This window comes from Janthinobacterium sp. NKUCC08_JDC, from assembly GCF_019345575.1.
GTDB classification, from domain to species: domain Bacteria; phylum Pseudomonadota; class Gammaproteobacteria; order Burkholderiales; family Burkholderiaceae_D; genus Janthinobacterium; species Janthinobacterium aestuarii.
In genome coordinates this window covers 49536-75794 of the sequence record NZ_JAHKQW010000003.1, presented here as the reverse complement: position 1 = coordinate 75794, position 26259 = coordinate 49536, and the positions used below count along the sequence as shown (strand labels likewise).

The 26259-nt window shown below is 63.5% G+C and carries 29 protein-coding genes; 13 read left to right on the top strand and 16 right to left on the bottom strand.

The window, feature by feature from the left end; genetic code table 11:
- Positions 1-32: 32 nt before the first annotated feature.
- Complete coding sequence (locus KO538_RS10195) at positions 33-902, bottom strand: ABC transporter substrate-binding protein (protein WP_219328239.1); 870 nt, start codon at positions 900-902, stop codon at positions 33-35.
- 249 nt (positions 903-1151) lie between these two features.
- Here KO538_RS10195 and KO538_RS10190 point away from each other — a divergent pair, with 249 nt between their 5' ends.
- Entirely contained in the window at positions 1152-1415 is a 264-nt protein-coding gene (locus KO538_RS10190) for a heavy-metal-associated domain-containing protein (RefSeq protein ID WP_081368211.1), read from the top strand.
- 31 nt (positions 1416-1446) lie between these two features.
- Here the strand turns inward: KO538_RS10190 and KO538_RS10185 are convergent, their stop codons facing one another.
- The 3 genes from KO538_RS10185 to KO538_RS10175 all read right to left on the bottom strand — a co-directional run bounded on the left by KO538_RS10185 (position 1447) and on the right by KO538_RS10175 (position 3941).
- Positions 1447-1929, bottom strand: coding sequence for an SCP2 domain-containing protein (locus KO538_RS10185; protein WP_034757010.1), 483 nt, complete (start codon positions 1927-1929; stop codon positions 1447-1449).
- Positions 1930-1994: 65 nt separating this feature from the next.
- On the bottom strand, positions 1995-2897 hold the full coding sequence (locus KO538_RS10180; RefSeq protein ID WP_070304404.1) for a U32 family peptidase: 903 nt from the start codon (positions 2895-2897) through the stop codon (positions 1995-1997).
- Between the two features lie 9 nt (positions 2898-2906).
- Positions 2907-3941, bottom strand: a complete 1035-nt coding sequence (locus tag KO538_RS10175; protein WP_034757933.1) for a peptidase U32 family protein — start codon at positions 3939-3941, stop codon at positions 2907-2909.
- Positions 3942-4106: 165 nt separating this feature from the next.
- Here KO538_RS10175 and KO538_RS10170 point away from each other — a divergent pair, with 165 nt between their 5' ends.
- The 7 genes from KO538_RS10170 (at position 4107) to KO538_RS10140 (ending at position 13120) form a co-directional block, all read left to right on the top strand.
- A complete protein-coding gene (locus KO538_RS10170) occupies positions 4107-4523 on the top strand; it encodes a hypothetical protein (protein ID WP_219328238.1) in 417 nt (138 codons plus the stop codon).
- 118 nt (positions 4524-4641) lie between these two features.
- Entirely contained in the window at positions 4642-6390 is a 1749-nt protein-coding gene (locus KO538_RS10165; RefSeq protein WP_219328237.1) for a ribonucleoside triphosphate reductase, read from the top strand.
- Complete coding sequence (nrdD, locus tag KO538_RS10160; protein ID WP_034757000.1) at positions 6387-6587, top strand: anaerobic ribonucleoside-triphosphate reductase; 201 nt, start codon at positions 6387-6389, stop codon at positions 6585-6587. Before KO538_RS10165 ends, nrdD begins: the two co-directional genes overlap by 4 nt.
- The gene (locus KO538_RS10155; protein WP_219328236.1) at positions 6577-7284 is read left to right on the top strand and encodes an anaerobic ribonucleoside-triphosphate reductase activating protein; all 708 of its coding nucleotides are present in this window, start codon (positions 6577-6579) and stop codon (positions 7282-7284) included. The genes nrdD and KO538_RS10155 overlap by 11 nt, the downstream gene beginning before the upstream one ends.
- A 148-nt stretch (positions 7285-7432) precedes the next feature.
- Positions 7433-11488 carry a Pls/PosA family non-ribosomal peptide synthetase gene (locus KO538_RS10150; RefSeq protein WP_219328235.1) on the top strand — a complete coding sequence of 1352 codons (4056 nt, stop codon included), beginning with the start codon at positions 7433-7435 and terminating at the stop codon, positions 11486-11488.
- A gap of 21 nt (positions 11489-11509) precedes the next feature.
- Positions 11510-12025 carry a 4'-phosphopantetheinyl transferase superfamily protein gene (locus tag KO538_RS10145; protein ID WP_219328234.1) on the top strand — a complete coding sequence of 172 codons (516 nt, stop codon included), beginning with the start codon at positions 11510-11512 and terminating at the stop codon, positions 12023-12025.
- Between the two features lie 198 nt (positions 12026-12223).
- Positions 12224-13120: a LysR family transcriptional regulator gene (locus KO538_RS10140; protein ID WP_219328233.1), complete on the top strand. Its 897-nt coding sequence runs from the start codon at positions 12224-12226 to the stop codon at positions 13118-13120.
- Here the strand turns inward: KO538_RS10140 and KO538_RS10135 are convergent.
- Complete coding sequence (locus KO538_RS10135) at positions 13117-13794, bottom strand: phosphoribosylanthranilate isomerase (RefSeq protein WP_219328232.1); 678 nt, start codon at positions 13792-13794, stop codon at positions 13117-13119. The genes KO538_RS10140 and KO538_RS10135 overlap by 4 nt on opposite strands.
- 221 nt (positions 13795-14015) lie before the next feature.
- Here KO538_RS10135 and KO538_RS10130 point away from each other — a divergent pair, with 221 nt between their 5' ends.
- Positions 14016-14420 (top strand): hypothetical protein, encoded by a 405-nt coding sequence (locus tag KO538_RS10130; protein WP_034756981.1) that lies wholly within the window; start codon positions 14016-14018, stop codon positions 14418-14420.
- Between the two features lie 249 nt (positions 14421-14669).
- On the opposite strand, the gene KO538_RS10125 is transcribed toward KO538_RS10130, so the two are convergent.
- The 5 genes from KO538_RS10125 to KO538_RS10105 all read right to left on the bottom strand — a co-directional run bounded on the left by KO538_RS10125 (position 14670) and on the right by KO538_RS10105 (position 18342).
- Positions 14670-15704, bottom strand: a complete 1035-nt coding sequence (locus tag KO538_RS10125; RefSeq protein WP_219328231.1) for an RNA methyltransferase — start codon at positions 15702-15704, stop codon at positions 14670-14672.
- Positions 15705-15768: 64 nt separating this feature from the next.
- Positions 15769-16110 carry a zinc ribbon domain-containing protein YjdM gene (locus KO538_RS10120; protein WP_034756972.1) on the bottom strand — a complete coding sequence of 114 codons (342 nt, stop codon included), beginning with the start codon at positions 16108-16110 and terminating at the stop codon, positions 15769-15771.
- Positions 16111-16201: 91 nt separating this feature from the next.
- Positions 16202-17173: a CDF family Co(II)/Ni(II) efflux transporter DmeF gene (dmeF, locus tag KO538_RS10115; protein ID WP_219328230.1), complete on the bottom strand. Its 972-nt coding sequence runs from the start codon at positions 17171-17173 to the stop codon at positions 16202-16204.
- Positions 17174-17183: 10 nt separating this feature from the next.
- Positions 17184-17459 carry a metal/formaldehyde-sensitive transcriptional repressor gene (locus tag KO538_RS10110; protein WP_034784058.1) on the bottom strand — a complete coding sequence of 92 codons (276 nt, stop codon included), beginning with the start codon at positions 17457-17459 and terminating at the stop codon, positions 17184-17186.
- Between the two features lie 58 nt (positions 17460-17517).
- Positions 17518-18342, bottom strand: coding sequence for a TlpA disulfide reductase family protein (locus KO538_RS10105; protein WP_219328229.1), 825 nt, complete (start codon positions 18340-18342; stop codon positions 17518-17520).
- Between the two features lie 173 nt (positions 18343-18515).
- On the opposite strand from KO538_RS10105, the gene KO538_RS10100 reads away from it, so the two are divergent.
- Complete coding sequence (locus tag KO538_RS10100) at positions 18516-19532, top strand: alpha/beta fold hydrolase (protein ID WP_219328228.1); 1017 nt, start codon at positions 18516-18518, stop codon at positions 19530-19532.
- Here the strand turns inward: KO538_RS10100 and KO538_RS10095 are convergent.
- Entirely contained in the window at positions 19525-20061 is a 537-nt protein-coding gene (locus KO538_RS10095) for a DUF2325 domain-containing protein (RefSeq protein ID WP_257620311.1), read from the bottom strand. The genes KO538_RS10100 and KO538_RS10095 overlap by 8 nt on opposite strands.
- A gap of 794 nt (positions 20062-20855) precedes the next feature.
- Between KO538_RS10095 and KO538_RS10090 the strand changes: the two genes are divergently transcribed.
- Positions 20856-22091: a site-specific integrase gene (locus KO538_RS10090; protein ID WP_219328227.1), complete on the top strand. Its 1236-nt coding sequence runs from the start codon at positions 20856-20858 to the stop codon at positions 22089-22091.
- An 89-nt stretch (positions 22092-22180) separates the two neighbouring features.
- Entirely contained in the window at positions 22181-22444 is a 264-nt protein-coding gene (locus KO538_RS10085) for a hypothetical protein (protein ID WP_219328226.1), read from the top strand.
- A 257-nt stretch (positions 22445-22701) separates the two neighbouring features.
- Here the strand turns inward: KO538_RS10085 and KO538_RS10080 are convergent, their stop codons facing one another.
- Entirely contained in the window at positions 22702-23061 is a 360-nt protein-coding gene (locus KO538_RS10080; protein WP_219328225.1) for a hypothetical protein, read from the bottom strand.
- A 335-nt stretch (positions 23062-23396) separates the two neighbouring features.
- On the opposite strand from KO538_RS10080, the gene KO538_RS10075 reads away from it, so the two are divergent.
- Positions 23397-24653, top strand: coding sequence for a hypothetical protein (locus tag KO538_RS10075; protein ID WP_219328224.1), 1257 nt, complete (start codon positions 23397-23399; stop codon positions 24651-24653).
- A gap of 93 nt (positions 24654-24746) precedes the next feature.
- Here the strand turns inward: KO538_RS10075 and KO538_RS10070 are convergent, their stop codons facing one another.
- The 4 genes from KO538_RS10070 to KO538_RS10055 are packed head-to-tail and all read right to left on the bottom strand — an operon-like array spanning position 24747 to position 26207.
- On the bottom strand, positions 24747-25055 hold the full coding sequence (locus KO538_RS10070; protein WP_219328223.1) for a hypothetical protein: 309 nt from the start codon (positions 25053-25055) through the stop codon (positions 24747-24749).
- A complete protein-coding gene (locus KO538_RS10065) occupies positions 25052-25447 on the bottom strand; it encodes a hypothetical protein (RefSeq protein ID WP_219328222.1) in 396 nt (131 codons plus the stop codon). The genes KO538_RS10070 and KO538_RS10065 overlap by 4 nt, the downstream gene beginning before the upstream one ends.
- The gene (locus KO538_RS10060) at positions 25444-25881 is read right to left on the bottom strand and encodes a D-Ala-D-Ala carboxypeptidase family metallohydrolase (RefSeq protein ID WP_219328221.1); all 438 of its coding nucleotides are present in this window, start codon (positions 25879-25881) and stop codon (positions 25444-25446) included. The genes KO538_RS10065 and KO538_RS10060 overlap by 4 nt, the downstream gene beginning before the upstream one ends.
- Entirely contained in the window at positions 25878-26207 is a 330-nt protein-coding gene (locus KO538_RS10055) for a hypothetical protein (RefSeq protein WP_240317545.1), read from the bottom strand. The genes KO538_RS10060 and KO538_RS10055 overlap by 4 nt, the downstream gene beginning before the upstream one ends.
- Positions 26208-26259 lie beyond the last annotated feature (52 nt).

Below are 26259 nucleotides of genomic sequence, written 5' to 3'. Positions count from 1 at the left end.
AAGCGCTTGTTTGACACTGATCAATAAAACTATTAGTAATGTTTTGGACGATACCAAAGTGCCTTGCGCACCAAAGGCGTCTCTTCGGGCAGGTCGGGATTGGCCAGCTCCAGCACGTGGCGCCGGGACAATTTCAAGCCATCGGCGAAGCGGCCGAAATGGCGCTGGAACAGCTGCGCGAAACTGCCATCGGCCAGCATCTTCTCCAGCCCGATTTCAATATGGCGCGCCAGTTCCGGCCGGTGCTTGCCGACAAAAAAGTACAGCGCGGCCGGGTAGCGGATGACCAGGTGAGTATCGAGCGCCAGCGGCAATTGCGCATGGCTGGCCAGCTCGCTTTGCGCCTCGATCACGGAGCGGGGAAAGTAGTCGATGCGCCCGGCCGCCAGTTGCTGGAACAGGCCTTCATAGGTGCTCGAGGTATCGAGGCGCAAGCCGTTCGCCTGCAGGATGGTCGAGTCGGGCCAGTCGCGCATCTGGCCGGCCGACAGCCGCGCCAGCGCGGCGATGCTGCGCACATCGCGCAGCAACTGCGGCTGGCGCGCGTGGATCAGGGCCACTCGCCAGCCGATCAGGCCGCGGTCGATGGGGATGCGCACCGGCAGCAATTGCGTCTCGCGCGCGCGGCTCGTCATCGTCCAGACGACGTCGACGCTGCCCGACGCCGTGGCGATTTCCTGCATCGCTCGCGTCTGCACCATGCGCAGCGCGGAACGGCGCAAAGCATAGGCCCGGCCCGAACGGGCCAGCGCCTGTTGCAGCAAGGCCGTCACATAGCCTTGCTGCGGATCATCGATCGCCTGGTGGCGCGGATACACGAGCGGCAGCGGCGACGACTTGCCGGCGGCGGCAGCGCCCAACGGCCACAGGGCGGCAAGCTTGAGCAGGGGGCGGCGCTGCATGGGCCCTCCTTTCCAGCGCTTTCATCAGCGTACTTATCAGAATGACAGTATCACGCAGCAGAGCACGCTTGTCGACTGGAATACGGCGACCGTGTATAAAACAACAGCACTTTCAGGCTGGCCAGCAGCGGTTGGAATTAATCCAGATCAATAAAACCGCAAATAGAAAATAAATCTTGCGTGCGGCTCTGGACGGCATGCTTGCCCCTCGCCTACGCTGTTTTTTTATTTTAAAAACAAGAGGAACCCATGCAGACAGCGCGCTTGAATATTATTGGAATGGATCACGAAGGCTGCGCCGACAGGCTGACGGGCGCGCTCGAAGCCGTCATGGGCGTGGCCACCGTCTGCGTCTCGCTGGCGCGCCACGGCGCCACGGTGCAATTCGACGAACGCCTGGCCACGCAGGAACGCCTGCTGGCCGCCGTCAACGACGCCGGCTTCATGGGCGAAGCAACGGATGAAGTACAGCTGGCCTCGTGCAGCGGCGCCTGCGGCCACTGCCGCCATTGAGTGCCGCCACTGCGCGCCGCCAGCTCTCCGCTTACCCTCCCCGCGCGCCCCGGTCGCGCAGATGCGCCAGCACCCGGCGCGGTCCCAGCGCCTGCAGGTCGAACGGCGGCAGCTCGATGGCATCGAGCGTATTCTTGAACAGCAAGCCCAGCTCCGTATCACCTTCCAGGCTCAAACGGCGGCTGAAGAACAGCGTGTCCGGATCTTCCTGGCGCCGCGCCAGCAGCATCAAGTCATGCACGCTGGCGGCGATGCACAGGTCCGGTACGTCGACATAGCGCTCGGCCACAAACACCGTTCCCTGCCACTCGAAATCGAAGGCGATGCCCGCGTCCAGCAGCCGCAAGCGCAGGCTGCGCCCTTCCAGGCTGCTTCGCACGTCGTCGGGCAATTGCGGCGCCAGCAGGCGGTTCAAGCCTTGCACGAACAGCCACGAGGCGGGATACGGCGGCAGCTTGGACAGCAATTCGGCCAGCGGTTCGGGCAGCCGGTATGACGCGGCGGGCTTACTCATGGGAGGCTTGGCCGGGACGGGCAATCTTTCCAGTTGATCTTGCATGGTGCTTCCTTTCGATGCGTTCAATGGGCGGCGTGCTGGTGCTGTTCCATGCCAGGCTGGCCGTGCCAGTAGCCGTCGCAGGCGCCGGCCGGCTGGCAAGCCGCCAGCTGGGCCTGGGCGCCGATGCCGCTGACCTGGCCGCGGCGCGCGCGGTCGAAGATGGCGATGACTTGTTCCGTATGCATGGCTTGCGGGCTGATGCGCGCCACCGACACGCCCATGTCGCGCATGGCGTCGAGTTCGCGCACCAGGTTGTAGACGAGCGCCGACTGCGTCTGCGTGCCATTCAACACGAGGAACGGCACTTCGTCGCGCGTGCGCAGCAGCAGGCCATCCGGCTCTTCCAGGCAACTGTAGCCGCAATCATCCTTCGGCAGGTTGCGGTTGCGCGCCGTGAAGCAGCGCGCGGAAAACGCCAGCGGCATGCGGCCGTAGGCGAATACCTCCGTCTCCAGCCCTTCCGGTTTCTGGCGCTGCATCTCGGCCAGCGCCGTCTGTCCCATTTCCAGCGGCATCACCCAGCGCCGCGCCCCGAGGCGCGCCAGCAATTGCAGGCTGGGGCCATTGAACAGGTTCAGATGGGGGCCGGCGACGAAGGACGCGCCCTTTTCCATGCAGTGCACGGCGCCCATGTCGTTGGCCTCGACGCCGTAGCGGCCATTGCCCGTGATGCGGCGCAGGGTCGCCAGTTCAGCACCCGCCTCGATCAGCGCCTGCGTCGACAGCACCACTTCCTTGCCGGCGGCGGCCAGCATGTCGGCGATATCGAGCCAGTCGGCCAGGCGCACCTCGTGCCGGCGCGAACAGACGGTTTCGCCCAGGTACACGATATCGACGGCCGTGGTGGCGATCTGCTGGTAAAACTCGAAAACGGTGGCGCGCGGCCAGTAGTAGAGCAAAGGGCCCAAAGAAAGCTTCAGCATGTTCATCCTTTATTTCCAAGATCTATGGTAGGCACCCAAGGTGTGCTGCTGGCCCTCGGCCAGCTTGTCCATGGACGCCATCCAGGCCGGCTTGACGGCGTAGCGCGCATTGCCTTCGCGGCAGGCGTCGATCGCTTCGCGCCACACGCGCGTCACCTGCGCCACGTAGGCGGGGCTGCGCTGGCGTCCTTCGATCTTCACGGCGCGCACGCCCATGGCGATCAGCTGCGGCAGCAGCGCCAGCGTGTTCAGGCTGGCCGGCTCCTCGATCGCGTAATACTCTTCGTCGTTGACTTCGAAACGCCCCTTGCACAGGGTCGGATAGCTGGCGTTTTCGCCTGGGGCATAGCGGTCGATCAGCACGCCGTTCAGGCGCGATTCGAGGCCGTTCGGTGTTTCCAGCCAGCGCACGGATTTCGCCGGCGAGCACACGCCGTGGGTGTTCGGCGCCTCGCCCGTCGCATACGACGACAGCGCGCAGCGCCCTTCGACCATCACGCACAGGCTGCCGAAGCCGAAGACCTCGATCTCGACTTCCGTCTTGGCGATCAGTTGCTCGACCTGCGCCATCGACAGCACGCGCGGCAGCACGGCGCGGGCGATGCCGAAGTGTTCATGGTAAAAATTGATCGCTTCGTAGTTGGTGGCCGAACCTTGCACGGACAGGTGCAAACGCAGCTGCGGGTGGTGCTCGCTTGCATACGCCATCAGGCCCGGATCGGCCACGATCATGGCGTCGATACCGGCCTGCGCGGCGCGGTCGATGGCGCTGCGCCAGACGGCCCAGTTGTGCGGCTGCGGATAGGTGTTCAGCGCCAGCAGCACCTTGCGTCCATATTGGTGGGCGTAGCGCACGCCCTCGGCGATGGCCTTCTCGTCGAAATTGAGGCCGGCGAAATTGCGCGCATTGGTGGCGTCGCGAAAACCCAGGTAGACGGTATCGGCGCCATTGTCGATGGCCGCTTTCAAGGCAGGCAGGCTGCCGGCGGGGCAGACCAGTTCCAGCGGTCCGGCCACGCGGGTGGCGGTGGTTGATTCAAGCATCATGGTGTTCACAGTCCTGTATCGGCTCAGGGTGCAGACTATAGCCCCGCCCATACCGCCCAGTCCTTGACGCAGGTGAAGGAATGCATGCATGGCTGGCGCGCGTTCAACTTGCTTGACCTGGCTGTAAAATGCCCCACTTTTCTCCCTCACCGATTGCCCGCCATGCCCCGCAAACCGCTGCTGCTATTCCTGCTCACCCTATTCCTCACCGTGCTGCAAATACAGTGGGCTTCGCCCGCCGACGGCTATGTCGAAGAAACGCTCTCCGTGCTCTCGCCCGAGGCGCTGGGCGTCTGGGCCGGCGTGCTGCTGCTGTTCCTGCAAGCCGTCTTCGCCCGCCGCGCCATGCCCGTGCTGCGCCAGGCCGGCATCTGCACGGGCCTGCTGGCCGTCTACTGGCTGCTGGCGAACTACGTCACGTTCGACGCGCGCGTGGCCAGCTGGAGCACCTTCTCGGCACGGGAAATCTGGGCGCACGTGCTGCCCGCCTCCGTCGCCAGCATCGCCGTCTGCGGCGCCATGTACTTTGGCCTGAGCTGCTTCATCCCGCGCCTGGGGCGCGCGAAAAAAAGCCGCTGACGCGCTTTCTTCACCTGCATCAAGGATTCGTCACGCAACTGCACGCGCCCTTTGACGTCACTATATTTAGTGATTAATCTCCATAAAAACACCGCATGTTGTGTTTATTGGAGGTTTCATGACGACAAATGCAGTTTCCCCCACACGCGGCCAGGTCGATGTCGCCGCGTCCATCAATGAATACCTGGACCGGCGCGACTGGCGTGTCAACGCCAACGCCAACCAGGGTTACTCGCTGGGCGGCCTGATACTCAACGTGTCGGGCAAGGTCATCGCCAACTACTGGCTCGACCAGGTGTATCCGCCGGAAGTGGGCGCGGCGCACCGCGAAGCGGCGCTGCACATCCACGACCTCGACATGTTGGCCGGCTATTGCGCCGGCTGGTCGCTGCGCACCCTGCTGCACGAAGGCTTGAATGGCGTGCCGGGCAAGATCGAATCGGGTCCGCCGAAACACATGTCGAGCGCCATTGGCCAGATTGTCAATTTCCTCGGCACCCTGCAAAACGAGTGGGCCGGCGCACAGGCGTTCAGCTCCTTCGACACCTATATGGCGCCCTACATCCGCAAGGACAGCCTGCGCTACGAAGACGTGCGCCAGTACATGCAGGAGCTGATCTTCAACCTCAACGTGCCATCGCGCTGGGGCACGCAGACGCCGTTCACCAACCTCACCTTCGACTGGGTCTGCCCGGACGATTTGCGCGAGCAGATTCCCGTCATCGCCGGCCAGGAAATGGACTTCAGCTATGGCGAGCTGCAGACGGAAATGGACATGATCAACCGCGCCTATATCGAGATCATGATGGCGGGCGACGCCAAGGGCCGGGTCTTCACCTTCCCCATCCCCACCTATAACATCACCGAGGATTTCGACTGGCACAGCGACAACGCGGAACGCCTGTTCGAGATGACGGCCCGCTACGGCCTGCCCTACTTCCAGAATTTCATCAATTCGGAACTCAAGCCGAACATGATACGTTCCATGTGCTGCCGCTTGCAGCTGGACTTGCGCGAGCTGCTCAAACGGGGCAATGGCCTGTTCGGTTCCGCCGAGCAGACGGGTTCCCTGGGCGTGGTGACCATCAACTGCGCGCGCCTGGGCCACTTGTGGCGCGGCGACGAGCCAGCCTTGATGGCCGACCTGGACCGCCTGCTGGAGCTGGGCAAGACCAGCCTGGAAATCAAGCGCCGCACCATCGAAGAACTGATGCAGCAAGGCCTGTTCCCGTACACGAAACGCTATCTGGGCACCCTGCGCAATCACTTTTCCACCCTGGGCGTGAACGGCATCAACGAGATGATCCGCAATTTCAGCGGCGACGCTTACGACATCACGTCCGCCGAGGGCCATGCGCTGGCGATACGTCTGCTCGATCACGTGCGCGCCCGCATGGTGCAGTTCCAGAAAGAGACGGGCCATATGTACAACCTGGAGGCGACGCCGGCCGAAGGCACGACCTACCGCTTCGCCCGCGAAGACCGCAAGCGCTATCCGGCCATCCTGCAGGCGGGAACAAGCGACAACCCGTATTACACGAATTCGTCGCAGCTGCCCGTCGGCCATACGGACGACCCGTTCGAAGCGCTGGAATTGCAGGACGCGCTGCAGCGCAAGTACACGGGCGGCACGGTGCTGCACCTGTACATGACGGAAGCGCTGTCGGATGCGAATGCCTGCCGCGAGCTGGTAAAACGCGCGCTGAGCCGCTTCTCGCTGCCCTACATCACCGTCACGCCCACGTTTTCCATCTGCCCGCGCCACGGCTACCTGGCCGGCAAACATGAATTCTGCCCCACCTGCGACGCGGAACTGATCGCCCGCAAGCAATCCGATTTCGCTCACCCACTCAAGGAAACGCCATGAACGCACGTCCCGACTTCACTCCCGCCATCACCCTGCTCGATACGGAACGCCAGCGCTGCGAAATCTGGACCCGCGTGATGGGCTATCACCGCCCTGTCGCCTCGTTCAATATCGGCAAGCAGGGCGAATTCCACGAGCGCCAGTATTTTACGGAAGCGAGCGCCCGCGTGGGCCAGCCCGCCTGCCATGGCGTTTGAGCTGAAAGTGGGCGGCCTGACGCCCTTTTCCGCCACCGACTACCCGGGCAAGCTGGCGGCCGTGGTGTTCGTGCAGGGCTGCCCCTGGCGCTGCGGCTATTGCCACAATCCGCACTTGCAGGCGCGCACGCCGGAAGGCGCAATGCCCTGGCAGGACGTCCTGACCTGGCTGCGCCGCAGAACGGGCCTGGTCGACGCCGTCGTCTTCAGCGGCGGCGAAGCGTGCATGGACCCGGCGCTGGCGCGCGCCATGCAGGACGTCAGGGCGCTGGGCTTCGGCATCGGCCTGCACACGGCCTGCATCTATCCGCAGCGCCTGCAGGAAGTGCTGCCCCTGGTCGACTGGGTCGGTTTCGACATCAAGGCGCCGTTCGCCGACTATCGTCATGTGACCCGCGTGGCCGGCAGCGGCGACCCGGCACGCGCCTGCCTGGACGCCATCCTTGCCAGCGGCGTCGCCTACGAGTGCCGCACCACCACCCACCCGGACCTGCTGCCGGACGAGCAGTTGCTGGCCCTGGCCGCCACCCTGGCCGCGAAAGGCGTCGACAATTATGTGCTGCAGCAGTTCCGCGCCGAAGGCTGCACGGACGCGGCGCTGTCCGGCCGCCCCCTGCACGGCTATCCGGCGGCGACGACTTTGGCGCAAATCGCCGCCATGTTTCCGCGATTTACATTCCGTAATCATGGCAGTTGAGCCTGCAGCCACATACTTGCTGAAAATCCTACAAAATTCCCCGTTCTGCAACGCTGAAATGTCTTGCGTACTGTAATGTATCAACTGTGCCGCGCGCCATGCGCAGCCCATCAGATTCCTCACTCCGCATTACAGATAAGCGTCATCCATGAACGATTTCACCGCAGTCAGTCCAGGCATCCCTTCCACCCACGCCGACATCCTGTACGGCCCGACGCGACCGGATCTGCTGCGCGAGGAAGTACTGGCCGACCTGCTGGAAGCGACGGCCCGCCGCTGCCCCGAGCAAATCGCCCTGATCGATGGCGAACGCCGCATCACGTATGCGCAGCTCGATGCGCAAGCCAGCTTGGCCGCAGCGCGCCTGGTGGCGGCCGGCGTCAAGCCCGGCGACATCGTGGGCCTGTGGCTGCCGCGCGGTGCCCCTCTGCTGCTGATGCAGGCGGCCATCGCCAAGTCGGGCGCCGCCTGGCTGCCCGTCGATGAAGACACGCCCGTCGAGCGCCTGCAGGTGTGCCTCGATGACGCAAACGGCTTTGGTGTCGTCAGCTGCGCCCAATTCGCGCCGCGCCTGGCCGAGGCAGGCATCGGCCGCCCCGTATGGACGGCGGAAAGCCTGCTGGCCCCCGCCGCGCCAGGCGAACTGCTGCCCGCGCGCGCAACCGTGCTGCCCGAGCACCCGGCCTATGTGATCTACACGTCCGGCTCCACGGGCAAGCCCAAGGGCATATTGATCAATCAGCGCAGCATCTGCCACTTCCTGCGCAGCGAAAACGCCGTGCTGGAAGTGACGCAGTCCGACACCGTCTACCAGGGCTTTTCCGTCGCCTTCGACATGTCGTTCGAGGAAATCTGGATCGCCTACCTGGTGGGCGCCACCCTGTGGCTGGGGCCCAAGGAGATGTCGGGCGACCCGGAAGCCTTGCCGCGCGCGCTGGCCACCAATCAAGTCACGGTGCTGCACGCCGTGCCGACCTTGCTGGCCCTGTTCGCCGAGGAAGTACCGAGCCTGCGCCTGATCAACCTGGGCGGCGAGATGTGCCCGGAGTCGCTGGTCGAGCGCTGGTCACGTCCGGGCCACGCCATGTTCAACACCTATGGCCCCACGGAAGCGACCGTCTCGTGCAGCCTGGCGCGCCTGCGCCCCGGCGAGCCTGTGACCATCGGTACGCCGCTGCCCAACTACGGCTTGCTGGTGCTGCAGGTGGCCGAGCCGGGAGAAAACCGTCCATTGACTTTGCTGGCGCGCGGCGAGACGGGTGAGCTGTGCATCATCGGCCCCGGCCTGGCCGAGGGCTACCTGGGCCGGCCCGACCTGACGGTGGAAAAATTCCTGCCCAATCCCTGGAGCACGGGCCCCGGCGACGCGCGCCTGTACCGCACGGGCGACCTGGCGCGCATCGATGCGGACGGCCAGGTGCTGTGCCTGGGCCGCGCCGACGACCAGGTGAAAATTCGCGGCTTCCGCGTGGAGCTGGGCGAGATCGAAGCCGTGCTGGCGCAGCAACCGGGCGTGGGCACGGTGGCCGTCCTGCTGCGCAAGGATGACGGCATCGACCAGCTGGTGGCCTACATCGTCGGCAGCGACGAGGCGCCGGCCGACGCCCTGGCCGCGAAAACCCTGCGCACGGCCTTGAACCTGCACTTGCCGCCGTATATGGTACCGGGCCGTTTTGAATTGCTGCCGCTGATGCCGCGCCTGACCTCGGGCAAGATCGACCGGAAGGCGTTGAAGGCCATGCCGCTGTCCGCGCCGCCGCCGGGCGAGGCGGGTGTATCGGACGTACCGGAAACGCCGGCCGAAGCGGCCCTGTTCACGGCGCTGGCCAAACTCTTCCCGGGCCAGGCGATCTTGCGCCAGCTGGACTTTTTCAGCGACCTCGGTGGCCACTCCTTCCTGGCCGCGCGCCTGGCGTCCGCCCTGCGCGCCGATCCGGCCTACGCCCACATGACGGTGCGCGACATTTACCAGAACCGGCAGATCGGCAAGATCGCCGCCGTGCTCAATGAGGCGCCTGCGCTGGCCACGCCGGAAGCGCAATGGACGCCACCGTCGACCCTGAAGCGCTGGACCTGCGGCGCGGCCCAGGCGGCGGCTGTGCCGGGCCTCGTCACCCTACGCATGGCGCAGTGGATGGCGCCCTTCTTCACCTATCACTTCTTCACGGGCGACACGGGCGACACCGTGCCGCGCGCCATCGCCGCCTCGATCGGCGTGTTCCTGCTGGCGACCCTGGCCGAATTTGCCATTGCGATTGCCGGCAAGTGGCTGATCGCCGGGCGTCTGAAACCAGGCAGCTATCCGCTGTGGGGCGTTACCTACTACCGCTGGTGGCTGGCCGACCGACTGGTCGAATCGGCGCCCGCCTACCTGCTCAGCGGCTCATCCCTGAACAGCTGGTGGCTGCGCGCTCTCGGCGCGAAAGTGGGCAAGGAAGTCGTCATCGGCTCGATGACCCTGCGCGCGCCCGACCTGCTGGCCATCGGCGACAACGTCAGCGTGGGCAATGCCGTCAACTTTGAAAACGCCCGGGTCGAACGGGGCCGTTTGCTGCTGGGCCAGATCGACATCGGCGACGATGCCTGCATCAGCTCTTACGCGATTTTGGAGGGCAATACCACGGTGGGCGCGTTTGGCCACCTGGAAGGCCAGTCCGCGCTGGCCGATGGCGCCGCGGTACCGGCCGGACGCGTGTACACGGGGTCGCCCGCGCGCGACATTGGCGCGTTCGACCCTGCCAGCCACCCACCGCGCCCCGCCGTCTCGCGCCTGCGCCTGACGGGAGAAACCGTGTTCTTCTGCTTCGGCATGGTCCTCATCGCCGTGCTGTTCTTCATGCCCGTTTTCCCCAGCTTCGTGCTGATCGACTGGTTCGACGAGCGCGAAATGATGCCGTGGCTGCAGGGCCGCGACGTGACGACCCAGTTGGCCCGCTACTTCCTGCTGGCCTTCCCCGCCAGCGCCGTGTTGATCGTACTCACAGCCCTGCTGTCCGCCGCCATCCGCTGGGGCGCGCTGCCCCGCTTGAAGCCGGGCAGCTCGCCCGTGCACAGCAATATCTATTGCGCCAAGTGGCTGGTCAGCCATATCCAGGAATCTAGCCTGAACGTCCTGCACGGCATCTACGCCACCGTCTACGCGCCGTACTGGTACCGCCTGCTGGGCGCCAAGGTGGGCAAGGGCGCCGAGATTTCCACGGCCCTGGGCGTCGTGCCCGACATGCTGACCCTGGGCGACGACACCTTCATCGCCGACGCCGTCATGCTGGGCGACGAGCAGATCGACGGCGGCTGGATGACCATGCGCCCCACCGTCATCTCGCACCGCAGCTTCGTCGGCAATGGCAGTTACATCCCGGATGGCACGGTGCTGCCCGAGCACGTGCTGATCGGCGTGCACACGCATGCGCCGCGCAATGAGCAGATGCACAGCGGCGATACGTGGCTCGGCTCCCCGCCCATGCATTTACCCGCGCGCGAACAGGTCAGCGGCTTTGCCGAGCACCTGACGTTCAAGCCGTCGCTATTGCGCCGCCTGGGCCGCAGCCTGATCGAAGCGTTCCGCATCGTCGCGCCGCACGCCGTGGTGATCGCCGTCGGCTATACCCTCGTGCTGGACGTGATGCCGATCGCGGGTGCCGGGCGCTGGGGTGAAGTGGTGAGCGACCTGGCGATTGCCGGCCTGGCCTACGGCATCGGCAATTTCCTGGTCGTCGTGCTGTTCAAGTGGCTGCTGCTGGGTCGCTACCGCAAGCATGCAGCGCCCATGTGGACGCCGTTCGTGTGGATTTCCGAAGGCGTGACCAATCTGTACGAAGGCATCGCCGTGCCCAACTTCATGCGCTACCTGCGCGGCACGCCGTGGCTGCCGCTGGCTTTCCGCTTGATGGGCTGCAAGATCGGCCGCGGCGTCTACATGGACACGACGGACATCACGGAATTCGACTGCGTGAACATCGGCGACTACAGCGAATTGAATGCGCTGACCTGCCCGCAAACGCATCTGTTCGAAGACCGCGTGATGAAGATCGACCACGTGGAGATCGGCCAGCGCGTCTACATGGGTCCGCGCAGCTCCGTGCTGTACAGCGCCAAGGTGGGCGACAACGCGCGCCTGGGACCATTGACCCTGGTGATGAAGGGCGAGCACATCCCCGCCGGCAGCAACTGGGCGGGCTGCCCGGCCGCGCCTTTGCGCAACTGATCGTAGCTAATGGATGCTACGGTGCTCTTGTCAGGAGACGGCGTGCTGGTGATCGGCATCGCCGCCGTGCTGCCGCGCTTGGAGGCCCGGTTGCGCATCCGCGATGCCGCGCGCGAGGCGGCAGCGCACTGGCTGAAGCTGGATATCGAAACGATCTCGGTGGAGTCGACGCCGGGCGCCCCTCCCCGCTTGCTGCTGGCCGGCCGCGCGGCCAGCCTGTCGTTCAGCCATGACGAGGGACTGTCGCTGGCCGCCATCGGCCTGCATGGCGCTGTTGGCATCGACGTGATGCGCGTGCAGTACATTGGCGACTGGTTCCATCTGGCGCGCGATTATCTGGGGCCGCAGGTGGCCGAAGTACTGGCCGCCTGCACCGATGCGCAGCGCCCATTGGCGCTGGCGCAGGCGTGGACGGCGCGCGAGGCGGCGCTCAAGTGCGCGGGCAGGCAGTTGGCGGAATGGGATGCACGGCCCATAGACTGCCATTTACAGCCCCTATCCCTGCCTGCGCCTTACGTCGCGACCCTCGCCTCTTAGTCTTCCTTTCCTTTTCCAGCGCCTCCGATCTGGACGAAAATCAGTTTTGCGATAATACTGACGAGCAGTCCCAGCACCCCGATCAATTCCAGCATGGCCTTTCCTTTGCAGTGACAGCAGACCAGGCCACTGTAGCGCGAACGGCAGTGCCAGGCCAATATCAAATCAGGCAGTCTCCGATCTCGAAAAGGCATACGATTGATTTCCATCAGACAGTTCCGCTACTTTGTCGAAGTCGTCGATGCGGGCAGCTACTCGCGCGCGGCGGAAAAGCTGTACATCGCGCAGTCGGCCCTGAGCCGGCAAATCAAGGAACTCGAGGGCGAGATACAGGCACTGCTGCTCACGCGCGACGCGCGCCATATCGAGCTCACGCCCGCGGGACAAGTCTTTTATGAGCGGGCAAAACGCATCCTCGACGACATCGAGGAAACCGTGCGCCAGACACGCCACGTGGGACAAGGCGCGCAAGGCATCATCCGCCTGCTGCATTCAAGCTCCGTCACCCTCACGCCCGCCATCGGCGCCGTGCTGAACCGCCTGCTGGCGCAGTTCCCCGGCGTTTCGCTCGATGTGTCGAAGGGATCGTCGGAAAACCAGGCTGCCGACATCGAGGAAGGCCGCGCCGACCTGGGCCTCGTGCGCCTGCCCACCTTGCGCAAGCACGCCAACATCGTCGTGCGCGAACTGTTTGCGGAAAAGCTGGTGGTGGCCGTGTCGGCGGCGTCGCCGCTGGCCGCACTGGAACGCACGACGATTGCGGCCCTGCGCGACGAAGCGTTCGTCTCGATCCCGCACAAGGACCGGGGAGGCCTCAGCTACCTGGTGGCGGGCCTGTGCCTGGCGCAGGGTTTCTTCCCGAAGGCGGCGCGCGCCCTGTCGCGCAAGACGTCGCAGCTGAACCTGATCGAGGCCAACATGGGCATCGCCATCGTCCCCGACAGCATGCGCCTGGTGGCGCCGCCGGGCGTGCGTTTCATCGCCCTGCCGGACGAGGAATCGCACTCCGTCGTCGGCCTGATCTCGCCGCGCGCGGCCAGCGGCATGGTGGCCGCGTTTACGGAAGCGTTCGTGCGCGAGATGAATACACTCTAGCCTTCCGCATACAGCGCCGCATCGACGTCACGCACGGCCGCCATCAGCAAGGCCAGCTTCATGACGTCGAGCTGGCCATCCGTGCGCACGCGCGAACACAGGTCGATGCCGTAGGGGCGCACCTGGCGCAGCGCTTCCATCACATTGGTGTCGTCCAGCCCACCGGCCAGGAAAACGGGACGGGGGCTGGCGCGCACGAAACGCGCGCTGACGGACCAGTCGTGCGTGCGGCCCGTGCCGCCCAGCTCCGGCACCGCCGCGCCGGGACGCCCCGAGTCGAGCAGGAAAGCATGGACGTGGGGCGCGTAGGCGGGAATCAGGTCCAGCGCCTCCGGCCCCTCCACGTGGATCACCTGCACGCGCCGCACGTGCGGCAGCAAACGCGCCAGCTGTGCCACTTCGCCGGGATCGATATGGCCGACGATCTGCACGGTGGACGGCTGCGTGGCGCGCACGTGTTCGGCGATGGCTTGCGCCGTCGTCTCGGACGTCAGCAGGAAGGTGGCGACTGGAGGTGGTGTCCATGCGGCGATCTGCGCGATGCGCGCGTCGGGAATCGGGCCGGGGCCCGATGGCATGGCCGCCACCAGGCCCAGCGCGTCGGCGCCGGCGGCAATGGCCAGTTGCGCTTCGTCGATGGAAGCGATACAGCAGATCTTGATGCGGGTTCTCATGGCCTTGCGTGCTCAGTCGGGATGATCAACATTACAACACAGGGCGGCGCGCGCGCCAAGACACGCGGTCAAGGCCGCGCACGATTGTGTACCAGAATAGGGAGCGCCCACTTCGTCCAGACGGAAGGCCATTCATGCCGCCTGATCGTCAGCCGCGCTGATTGACACGCGCCAGGTGGCGGACGATACTTGACATCCGGGGTTGCTATTGGAAGCCGTACATGCGTATCGTCGACTTTGAAGTCCGCAAGGAGTGTCCGCCGCAGTTATGCGACTGCGAGCGCGAGCGCCTGCTAGGCGATGCGCAGGCGGACCTGTCTATCCTGCGCCTGAACCTGACGGAAGAAAAGCGCCTGCTCGCGCACATCGAGGGCATCGCCACGCTTGCCCAGCTGCGGAAACTGCAACTGCTGTTGCAGAAAAACCTGGGTGTGGAATTGCAGATTGCAGCGGGCAGCGGCGAAGTGCGCACCGTGCGCGGCTTCCAGATCCGCCTGCTGGAGCGGCCCGGCCTGTGCCGCAAGACGCGCGCCGCCATTCCGGCCGCCGTGCGCCGCTGCCTGGCCGCACACCCCGAGATCGCGTTTGCGATATTGAATGAAAACGATTTGCTGGGCGGGGTGTGAGCCGACACCATTGTTGGCGTATGCTCGAATGTCGGATTACGCTCCGCTAATCCGACCTACGCCGTCACGCTGGCGCGGATGGGAATGACCTTGCCCTTCGCTTCGCGCGCCCGCAACTGCCCGCAGCCACCTTCCACGGCCGAATCGCGCAATTTGCTCAGTCACGTAGGTCGGATTAGCGGGCACCGCGTAATCCGACACCATTGGTAGCGTATGCTCGAATGTCGGATTACGCTCCGCTAATCCGACCTACGCCGCCACGCTGGCGCGGATGGGAATGACCTTGCCCTTCGCTTCGCGCGCCCGCAACTGCCCGCAGCCGCCCTCCACGTCCTGCCCGGCCGAATCGCGTAGCTTCGTCAGCACACCGCGCGCGTGCAGGGCGGCGGCAATGGCGCGCGCCTTTTCCCAGCTGGGGCGCTTGAACGGCAAGTCGGCTATGGTGTTATACGGGATCATGTTCAGCACCGCATATTTTCCCTGCAGGAGTTCCACGAGGCCGTCCATCTCGTCCTCGCCATCGTTGATACCTTCCATCAGGGTCCACTGGTACTGCACCGGGTAGCCGGTCAGGCGCGCATACGACTCGCCAAAGTCCACCAGTTCGCGCGGAGTGAGCTTGGGCGCGCGCGGCAGCAGCTGTTCGCGCAGTTCCGGCTTGGTCGTGTGCAGCGACAGGGCCAGCGCCGGCTTGACCCTGCCTTGCGGCAGGCGCTCGAAGGCGCGCGGGTCGCCCACCGTGGAAAACACGAGGTTCTTGTGGCCGATATTGCCTTCGGTGCCCAGCAGCTCGATCGCTTCCATCACATTGTTCAGGTTATGCGCCGGCTCGCCCATGCCCATGAAGACGACTTTTTTTACGGGGCGCATGGTGCGCGCCAGTACCACCTGGGCGACAATTTCTCCGCTGGTGACTTGCCGGATCAAGCCGTCGCGGCCCGTCATGCAGAACTGGCATCCCACGGCGCAGCCGACCTGGCTCGAGACGCACAAGCCGTCGCGCGGCAGCAGCACGCTTTCCACCGTCTGGCCGTCGTGCAGTCCCACCAGCAGGCGCGCGGAACCGTCGGCGCCCGGATGGGTGCTGAGCAGTTTCAGCATGCCCTGCAATTCCAGGTCGAGCGCGGGCAAGGCCACGCGCACGGGTAGCGGCAAAAAATCCTCGGCGCGGCGCCGGCCCTGGTCGTGCGGCTGGCCCTGTATCCAGTCGCGCAGCACGCGCTGTTCGTGCAGAGGCTTGGCGCCCAAGGCGCGCAGGCGCTGGCGGATGGTATCGATTTGCATGGCGTCCGAATAAAAAAACGGCGCGCAGGAATGAAACCGGCGCGCCGTGTTACGGGTAAAAGCTTTAGACCTTCTTGACGAATTCCGTTTTCAGGCTCATGGAACCGAAACCGTCGATCTTGCAGTCGATATCGTGGTCGCTGTCGACCAGGCGGATGTTCTTGACCTTGGTACCCATCTTGACGACACCGCCGCCGCCCTTCAATTTCAAGTCCTTGATGACACTGACGGTGTCGCCGTCCTGCAGGATATTGCCGGCCGAATCGCGGTACACCTTGGCGCCCTCTTCCACCGCTTCGCCGGCCGTGGCCGACCATTCATGCGCGCATTCAGGGCAGATCAACTGGCTGCCGTCTTCGTACGTGAATTCGGATTTGCATTGCGGGCATGGTGGTAATGTGCTCATTTTCTTCTCTGTCTGGTGAACAGCGTGTGCTGTAAAAGCCGACATTATACTGCCTACGCCCCGCATCAGCGGGCTTGTTTCACCATCATTGTCAAGGCCGGCGAATAATCTCGATGGTGCTGTGGACGATTTCCTCGTGGATGCCGATGCGCGCGCGCAGCTCGGCGGCCGTCAATGCGGCATCGCGGCTGATGACGGACAAGGCGCACGAATACAGCTGCTTGCCGACTCGCCACACGTGCAGGTCGACGATGCGCGGCGTATCGCCGGCGCTTTCCACTTCCACGGCCTCGCGGATTTCAGCCACGACGGGGTGGTCCATCTCGCGGTCCAGCAAGACCTTGCCCGTCTCCTGCATCAGTTTTTTCGCCCACAGGGCCACCAGCACGGCGCCCGCGATACCCATCACGGGATCGAGCCACTGCCAGCCGTAAGCCCAAGCGCCGCCCAGCGCGACGATGGCCAGCACGGACGTGGCGGCATCCGCCAGTACGTGGATGTATGCGGCCTTCATGTTCAGGTCTTCGCCATGGCCATGGTGATCGTGGTGGCCAAGATGATCGTGATGATCGTGTCCGTGGCCATGGTGGTGGTCATGGTGCCCGCCGAGGATCAGCGCGCACACGAGGTTGACCAACAGGCCGAAAGCCGCCACCGCCATCGCCTGCGGATAGTGGATGGGCTGCGGCGAGAACAGGCGCTCGAGCGAGGCGACGACCATCAGCACGGCCACGCCCAGCAGCAGGATGGCGCTCGTGTAGCCGGCCAGCACTTCGATCTTCCACGTGCCGAAGGCAAAGCGGGGATCGCGCGCATAGCGGCGCGCGGCCGCATACGCAAACGCGGCCAGGCCGATGGCCAGCGCGTGCGAACTCATATGCCAGCCATCGGCCAGCAGCGCCATGGAGTTGTACCACCAGCCGGCGACGATTTCCAGCACCATCGTGGCCAGGGTGATCCACATGACGATGCGCGCGCGGCGTTCGGCCTTGCCATTGCTGCTGTCAAAAACATGTTCGTGCTGCCAGGCGGAGAGGTCTTCGCCGAGGGATTGCGTTTTCATGATGTTCGCCTTATTTGAGGTAGGTGCGCAGGATGCCCGCGATGTCGTCGGCGCCCCTGGCCCGCTCGTCGCCGGAGATATCGGGACTGGCCACGTGCTCGCGCAAGTGTTCTTCGATGACTTCGGCCATCAAACCATTGACGGCGCCGCGCACGGCGGCGATCAGCTGCAGCACTTCGCCGCAGTCGCGCCCCTCTTCCAGGCCCCGCTCCAGGCCTTCCACCTGCCCCCGGATACGCTTTACGCGATTGAGCAGTTTCGTCTTGTTGTGCGCCGTGTGTCCCATGATTTCACCTCGATTAATACTATAGGGGGGTATACTATCAGAAACGGCTACGGCCGCATCAAGGCGCCGGCGCGATCTTTTGCAGCTTGCTGGCCAGCGAGGCATCGGACAGTTCGCCCAGGTGCGTGTCGACCAGGCGTCCCCGCGCATCGTAGAACAGGGTGGTGGGCAAGGCCGAGGAACCGGCCGCCTTGCCCAGCGCCGCCTCACTGTCAAGCACCACATTGCGCAGGCTCACGCCGCTCCTGTCCAGGAAATTGCTGGCCGCCGCCGCATCCTCGCGCTGGTTCGCATACACGAAAACGATATCGGCGCGCGCCTGCTGCGCGGCGGCCAGCACAGGCATCTCGCGCCGGCATGGCGGACACCAACTGGCCCACAGGTTCACCACCAGCGGCTTGCCGCCAGCCAGCGCGGCCAAGGTCGTTGGCGCGCCGTCGAGCGCATGCAGGGCCACGGCTGGCAAGGCTGCCGGCTTGTCGTAGGCCAGCGAGATCCCCGCGCTCAATATGCCCCAGGCCAGCGCGCCGGCCGCCACGCTGATGGCCAGCGGTCGGCGCATGGCCGCCATGGCGGGACGCCTGCAGCGCCACGCGGCAATGGCCAGCGCGGCCGCGATACCGGCCGGCGCAAGGAAGCCGCCATCGCGGATATTGATGATGGACCAGGGCGCCGCCAGGTACTGTTCGTGCCAGCGCAAGACGAATGCCAGCCGCGCCGCCAGCAGGCCGGCGATCAGCATGTCGGAAACCAGGGGACCGGCATCCGGCAACTGGCGGGATCTGCGCAGCCACCACGCCACGCCGTAGGCGACGCACAAGGAAACGAACAGCAGGACGAGGCCCGTGGGCAGGGCCAGGGGACCGATTTGCAGGGACAGCATGGGCGCTTTCATCAACAGTCAAGGCGCCCATTGTGCCTCAAGCTCCGCCGGGCAGCGCCACACGGCAAAGACGAGCGGGCCTTTTTCCTACGCCAGGCACCGCAGCGCGCCTACCGCGCCAGCGGGCTGGCATGGGCATCATGGATGCCTGCACACTCGCACGGGAGCAAGAGATGAATAAAGACATCAACAACGCTGTGGCGAAGGGCGCGCCGGCGCCGGCACAGGCAAATACTGGCTGGGTCCTGGGCGCGCTGGCCCTGGGCGCGGTGTGGCTGTTTGTCCGCAGCCGCAGCCGGCAGGCGGAGCGCGCGCATCCGCCGGCAGGCCAATTTCTCGATGTGCACGGCACGCGCCTGCATTACCTGAGCCGGGGTGAAGGCCCCGTCATCGTGCTATTGCATGGAAACGGCGTGATCGCCGAGGATTTTCGCCATGCGGGCCTGTTCGATCAGCTGGCGCGCACGCACCGCGTGATCGCCTTCGACCGGCCCGGCTTCGGCTACAGCAGCCGGCCGCGCGGCACGCTGTGGACGCCGGCCGCTCAGGCTGCGCTGCTGGCGGCCGCGCTCGATCAGCTGGGCGTACACCGCGCCGTGGTGCTGGCGCACTCCTGGGGCACCCTGGTGGCGATCTCGATGGCCGTGCAGCAGCCGCAGCTGGTGCAAGCCCTGGTGCTCGCTTCCGGCTACTACTATCCCAGCGTGCGCTTCGATGTGCTGACGGCAACGCCGGCCATCCCCGTCATCGGCGACGTGCTCAGCCATACCGTGTCGCCCTTGCTGGGGCGCCTGATGTGGCCCCTGCTGGTCAAACGCGCGTTCGCGCCCTCGGCGGTGCCGGACAGCTTCAAGCGCCTGTCGCCGTGGATGATGCTGCGGCCCGGCCAGTTGCGCGCCGAGGCGGAAGAAACGGCCATGATGATCCCGAGCGCGGCGGTGCTGCGCAAACACTACCCGGAACTGCGCATGCCCGTGTCCATCGTGGCCGGACGCGAGGATGCGATCGTCAGCGCCAGCTACCATTCCGCGCGCCTGCACGATGCGCTGGACAACAGCGCACTGACCTTGCTGCCCGGCGCCGGCCACATGATCCAGCACCTGTCGCAGCCCACCCTGCTGCGCGAAACGGCGCGGGTCGGATACGACGCCGGCATCGGACTCGGCCAGGAAGAAACAGGCGTCAGGTAAGCAGCGCTTCCTTGCGCACGAAATGCATGGCTTGCGGCTCGTCCACCAGCACGCACTGCTTGCCCGTGCGCTTGCAGTGGTCGTGCACGCGCCAGTAGGCGTCGTGGCTGACGCAGCCCGTCTGGCAAATCACCAGATCGGCCGCGACCAGGCCCGCTTCCAGGGCGGCCGCGTCATCGGCGCCGTCGTCGCCGCCCGCATGGTGCAGGAAGCGCCCGCCGGCCTGCTCGATGGCCTGCTGTGCCACGTTGGCGCCGGCGGCCTGCTGGCCCGCATTCGGGTCCAGATAGCTGCCCACATACAGCACGGCTTTTTCGCGCACGTCGGCTTGCAAGGCTGGCGCGGGCAGCCACTGCAGGCGCAGCAACTCGCGCATCAGGTCCTGCACGCGCTCGCTGAGCCACTCGACCTTGCGCGCCAGCCTGGCACGCGTCGGCAAGCCCGGCACGCTGGCCGCCAGTTCGGCCAGTTCGTCGCGCGCCAGCGCCAGTTTGGTATCGCGGATCACGACCTGCGCCCGCGCGCGCATCAATTCCGATTCCAGCTGCGCGATGCGGGCCGCCTGCGCGGCCAGTTGCGCACTGCAGCGCGCCTGCGCGCGGCCATACTCTCCCATCAGCACGCGATGCTCGTGCGCGATCACATCCTCGTTGCCATACACACTGCCCATCATGCCTCCTTCACCGCCCGTGGCGCCATGGCGCCAGCCCATGCTACCCCATTGACCCGAATTATAAATGAGAATCATTATTATTTATGTATGCGCGCGTGCGCCGTAGGGGTATGTGGGGCCGCCGGCCAGCGATTGTGCGCATTCTTTATGGCAAACGATTCATTGAGCCACTGTACGTTCACCACTCCATGTCGGCATGGATGCTGGCCTGGCGTGGGGCGTGGGGCGTGGCGCCGGTGGGAGAGCTGGCTGCTAGTGCCTGGCTGGCCTGGCGTGGGGCGTGGGGCGTGGCGCCGGTGGGAGAGCTGGCTGCTAGTGCCTGAGATGAGGGGACGGCGCTGGCCGCTGCGCGGCCAGCGGGGCCGCGCGGGGCGCGGCAGAATGGCGATTCGAATAGCCTCGCACCCCTTAGGGCGATCCGTCTTCGCATCCCACCGTTCCGTCCAGACAAATAAAAAAGCCTCCCGCAGGGGAGGCTTTTTTATTTGATTCTGGCGGAGACGGTGTCCGCCTAATTGTCGTCCGCAAACCATCGCTTAATGCCTCTACGCCCTTGAATTCATGCGTTATTTTTACCAATTAGTCCGCTTGGTATCGCTTGAGTACGGTAAAATCCGCTCTCTGTATGTGGGTAGGAATGGGGGTAGGAGGTGGCGCGGACGGTTGAAAAATTGACGGCATTGGCCGTGAGTCGGGCAAAAACACCTGGGTATTTTGGCGACGGTGCAGGCCTATATTTGCAGGTATCGAAGACTGGAACCAAGAGCTGGATATTCCGCTACACGCGCGAGCGCAAGCAACGCGAGATGGGCTTGGGCGCCTTGCACACTGTAACCCTGGCCGAGGCGCGTGGCAAGGCGCGGGATTGCCGTGCGCTGCTACTGGAAGGCAAAGATCCACTGGAAACTCGTGCAGCGGACAAGCTCAGCGATGCGCTGGATCGCGCGCGGGCAATCACGTTCAACCAATGCGCCGGCGCCTACATCGCCGCGCACCGCGGCAGCTGGAAAAACGTCAAGCACGCGGAGCAGTGGGAAAACACGCTGGCGACCTACGCCGCGCCCTTTATCGGAGACTTGCCTGTGGCCGCCGTCGACACCAGCCTAGTGGTCAAGGTGCTCAGCCCTATCTGGCAGGAAAAGACGGAGACAGCCACCAGGTTGCGGGGGCGCATCGAGAGCATTCTGGACTGGGCGACCGTCAGCAAGTACCGCGTGGGCGAAAATCCGGCCCGGTGGCGCGGCCACCTTGATAATCTGCTGGCGGATCCCGGCAAGCTTGGGAAAGTGAAGCACCACCCTGCCCTGCCGTGGCAAGATGTTGGTGGATTTGTGAAAGAATTGCGCAGGCGCGAGGGCATATCAGCGCGCGCAGTGGAATTTGCGATCTTGACCGCCGCACGATCAGGTGAGGTCCGTGGAGCGGTGTGGGAGGAAATCGACCTGGACTGCGCGCTATGGACAATTCCGGCCGTCCGGATGAAGGCCGGACGGGAGCACCGTATCCCCCTGTCGGCTGAGGCGATTGCGCTACTCAAGCAGCTACCGCGCGTCGAGAAGCATGTCTTCCCAGGGAGTAAAAAAGCGACACCGCTATCCGATATGAGTCTCACGGCCGTGCTGCGCAGGATGGATCGGCACGATATCACTGTGCACGGCTTCCGATCGACGTTTCGGGACTGGTGCTCGGAATCGGTCGCGAACTCGTTCCCGCGCGAGGTTTGCGAGCACGCGCTGGCCCACAGCCTGCCGGACAAGGTCGAGGCAGCGTACCGCAGGGGCGACCTGCTGGAAAAGCGAATTTTGCTCATGCAGGTTTGGGCAAACTACTGCGGCACCGTTCAAGTTGCGGCGAGCGTTACAGCCATACATGTGGCCGCAATGTAAATCTAGCTCATCCTCATAGCTATGCGTAGGCGCAAAAATACCTTGCTTGCGAAGGATATTATCTCCTCAATCATCTTGAGGAAGTGAAAATGAGACGTTATTGGTGGATCGCGTTAGCAAGCATTGTCGGATGCGCCGGAAGCGGAGATCGTGGGCGATACATTTTGATTGGCCAAGATAGCTTCGCCCTCGCCGCCCACTACGGCACGCCCGCCAGTTATCAACACCTCGGCGAATATCTACAGCTGAACTATGGCAGTGAGGCTGCCGGCTGCCAGCTCGTCGTTCTGGTCGACCAGGCGCAGCGCGTAGCTGGCTGGGCAGCGGCGGGGAAATCGTGCCCGCCCCGCTGAGCGGCCGGCGGCTCATGCGGGTGGCTGCATTACAACAAAGCATGGCTGGCCGTCCAGTTGTACCCGAAGCGAAGCACGGATCAGTCCAGACATGCCTACGCGCGGGCCCAGGCTTCGATCTAATTCGTCGGCCGTAGCGGCAATCTCGCGCAGGCGGCGCACCTCCCACAAGAGCGCGATCACGTCGGCCGAGTCGTTGCGATCTTGGATTTCTTTCAGCTGCTCGATGCTGAGGGGCGAACGATACCTGCCCATGATCAACCCCCACCTGCCGTTGCCGCAGAAAATGGCATAGCCTCCTGCGGCGCCCGCATGGAAATAATCTCTACACGCCATTCCTGCAGGTAAGTCGGACCGTTTTTATCCTCCTGATTACCTTCGCGCTGCCAGCCCCGCCATACCAGAAAGCAATCGCGCATTCCAGTGCAAACTGCCTCATGCAGACAAGGGTAAAGGTCCTTCCCATCCGCAAAACCACCAGGCGCATGCACTTGCAAGACGGGGTAGCCGCCAACGCGAAACAGGGTTATCTCGCCAAAAACACCCGGCTCGTTGGCGAGATCTCGCTCTGATTTGCGGACGCCACGGCGCCGCACCTGTTTAACATTACTGTACATGCATACAGTATATTAACGAAAGTGAGAGTTGGGAAGTTGAAATTTGTAACTAGAAGAGCCCGCTCTGTTCCGCCGCTGCGGCCGGCGTAGGCGCTTTCGCACGGGTTCGCGGCTGCATCGGATCGGGATGGGCGACGAGCAGGTCGGCAGAGAACCGCTGGCCAGCCCTGGTCCGGGCTTGGGCCCGGGGTCATGAGATTCATTACCCTGCAAGGGGCACAGCTAAACTAATCAAACAATGTATGCCAAATAATCAATTTATTTGCCCCAACGCTACTTACAAGGTAGGATCGAGGTATAAATACAGAAATCCCCGATATAGATGAGGCCCCACGATGCGCATATTTGACGTTTTCACGCCAGGTAAAACACCTACTTACACGTTTGTCAATGACCACCTACTGGAAAAGAAGCAGGCATTCGAAGACGCACTTGAGCAAGGGGGAATGCTCCTTAACATTTCAGGCCCATCAAAATCCGGGAAAACAGTTTTTGTAAAAAACATTATTGGTGCTGGGAATTTGATATCAGTTTCAGGAGCCGGAATACTTTCGACGGATGAATTATGGTTGAGAGTTTTTCATGTGGCAGGAATTTCAATTGATTCGTCCGAAGTAAATGAACAAAATCGCACCGAGACCTTAGGGGGATCTGCGAAAATTACCGGAAGCATCGCTGTAGTTAAAGGCGAAGGTGCAATAAATGTTTCTGGCACCACTGGAAGCAAGAGCTCCAGCACGACAAAAGAGGCCATTGATTATCTTCAACTTTTAATTAAGGAGTTGAAAGATACAAAATTTGTTATTTTTGTTGATGATTTTCACTATATTGCACGTGAAACACAAGACGACGTTGCGCGTCAAATTAAAGAAGCAATAGACAAAGGCGTGAAGTTTGTATGTGCGTCAGTTCCGCATCATTCAGAAGATGTACTTCGTGCAAATGCAGATTTAAGGGGGAGAATTGTCAATATCGACTTCGATTATTGGCCAGTTAGCTCGCTAAGAAAAATTCCTGAGCGCGGCTTTAAGGAGTTGAATCTCAAAGCCGACAGTCGAACCTTAGATGCTTTAGTATCTGAAGTGGCGGGCTCGCCGCAGCTCATGCAAACACTGTGCTTAAACGTGTGTCTCGAACTTAATATCCGAGAGCAAGTTGCGCAACCAACAGATATACCAGTCAGTGTTGACTTTTACTCAAATGCATGTGTTCGCACTGCCGTTACAACGGACTACTCGAGCACACTTGAAAAGCTCCAAGATGGGCCGAAAACGAGGGGAACCGAACGAATTCAATACCGGTTAACTGATGGCGAGGTTGGAGATGTATATACCATCCTGTTACAGGCAATTGCTTTGGATCCGCCAAATCTTCACTTTAGATATGCAGAACTTCTTGATCGCATTAAAACTGTTTGTGAAAATGATACCCCTGTTGGATCGAGTGTTACTGGTGCATGTTTGCATATCGCACAATTGGCAAACGATGGACAGACTCGTGCCATTATGGCTTGGGATGCGGCCGAGGACATTCTTGACATTAGAGATCCCTATTTATTGTTTTATATTCGGTGGAACAAATCGAAAAATTAATTTAATAAAAATCGTACCGACTAGCACTAGATGCTTGGATCGGTGCCTTGATCCGTGGAGCAAGTCTGAATGTCTCTTTTGATGCAGCGACAATCAGCGCTCTGCCTTTTCATCTGGCAGAATGCAGCCCGCAATTACTGCCTCCAGTTCTACTTCATACTTCCGGCCGCGCGGCCAGTCTCGTGCCAACGCTAGGATGATGGCGCCATCCGTCGCCGCCGACGGCAGCTTGTCGAATTCGTAGGCGGGGCGCTGCGGCAGTTGGCTGATGCATGGCACCATCACCGGCACTTCGACGCGGATTGGCGCAGGTGGCACGCTGGCGCAACTGGCCAGCGGCAGGACAAAAAAAATGGCGAAATATCGAAATTGCGAAATATCGAAATTTTTTCGGGATTTCATCGCACACTCTCCAGCATCTGCCTGACGGCCGGCATGGCCTCGCCGCAAGTCGTGGCGCGCGCGCCAGTGACTTGCACCAGCGCGGCATCGTACTTCTTGCCCTTGGCGGCGGCCGCCGACTGAGCTGCTGCGCCGCGCTCTTGGGCGGCCAGCGTTGCGGCGGCCATGCCCTCGACGGCGCGGTTTTGTTCGGCGATCGAGGCGCGCAGCGCAGCGCTGACGCCCTGCTCCTGCACCAGCGCAGCCCGTGCGGCATCGCGGTCGTCGGCCGCCAGCCACCAGCCGGTGCCGATGGTGCTGGCCGCCACCAACAGCGCACCGGCCAGGACAACGGCCGCCGCCTTCCAGATCCCGCTGACGGCGCCGGCCGCCAGCGTGCCCAGGGCGCTCATACGATGCCCGCCACGTAGTTGACGCCGCCGCCGGCGAACTTGGCCGTCAGCACCTGGCGCCGCGGCGCGCCCGCCGAAAGGCCGATATGCACCCACGTGCCTTCGTAGATCAGCTGATCGAAGGCGATATCGCTTTGCCGGATCAGCAGGGCCAGCGCTTTGGGCGCCAGCTTGGTCGTGCTGATATCGGCGGCCAGGCCCAGCACGTGAGCGCTGTTGCCTGCCCCGCCCACGACCTTGTTCAGCGCTGGCGAGCGGTAGCCGCTGGAGATCGCGATGGGCATGCCCACCAGCGCGCGCACCTGCTCGAGCATCGCGGCCAGACGCGTGAGGTTGGCGACGACGGCCGCCGCCGGCGTATTGTCGATGCCTTTGCGGGTGGCCACCTGCGAGGCGACCAGTTCTGCCAGGCTGAAATGTGGGCTCAGGTTCACAGGCCACCCCGCACATCTTTGACGACGGCGACCGCGTCGCGCGCCAGCTCGCCGATATCCTTGTCGCGGCGCTTGTCGAACCAGCGCACCGTGGCGCCCAGCACCCACCAGGCGGGCAGGCCGGCGGCCACCATCAGCGGCGCGGCAATGAACAGGAAGCCCAGCGCCGGGTCGCTGCCGTACAGCACGGCGACGGCGCGCGCGCTGTCGAACAGGCCCGGCATCCAGTTGCGCACGACCACGACCAGGGCCGGGCCCATCAAGGCGGAAAAGAGAATGGTGACGAAGAAGCGCACGCCCGCCTCCTTGGCAGTTTTTGGCCACATAAACATGAACCCCAGTGAAGTTGCGGCAGCGCCGGCCAGAACCGGGATGCCA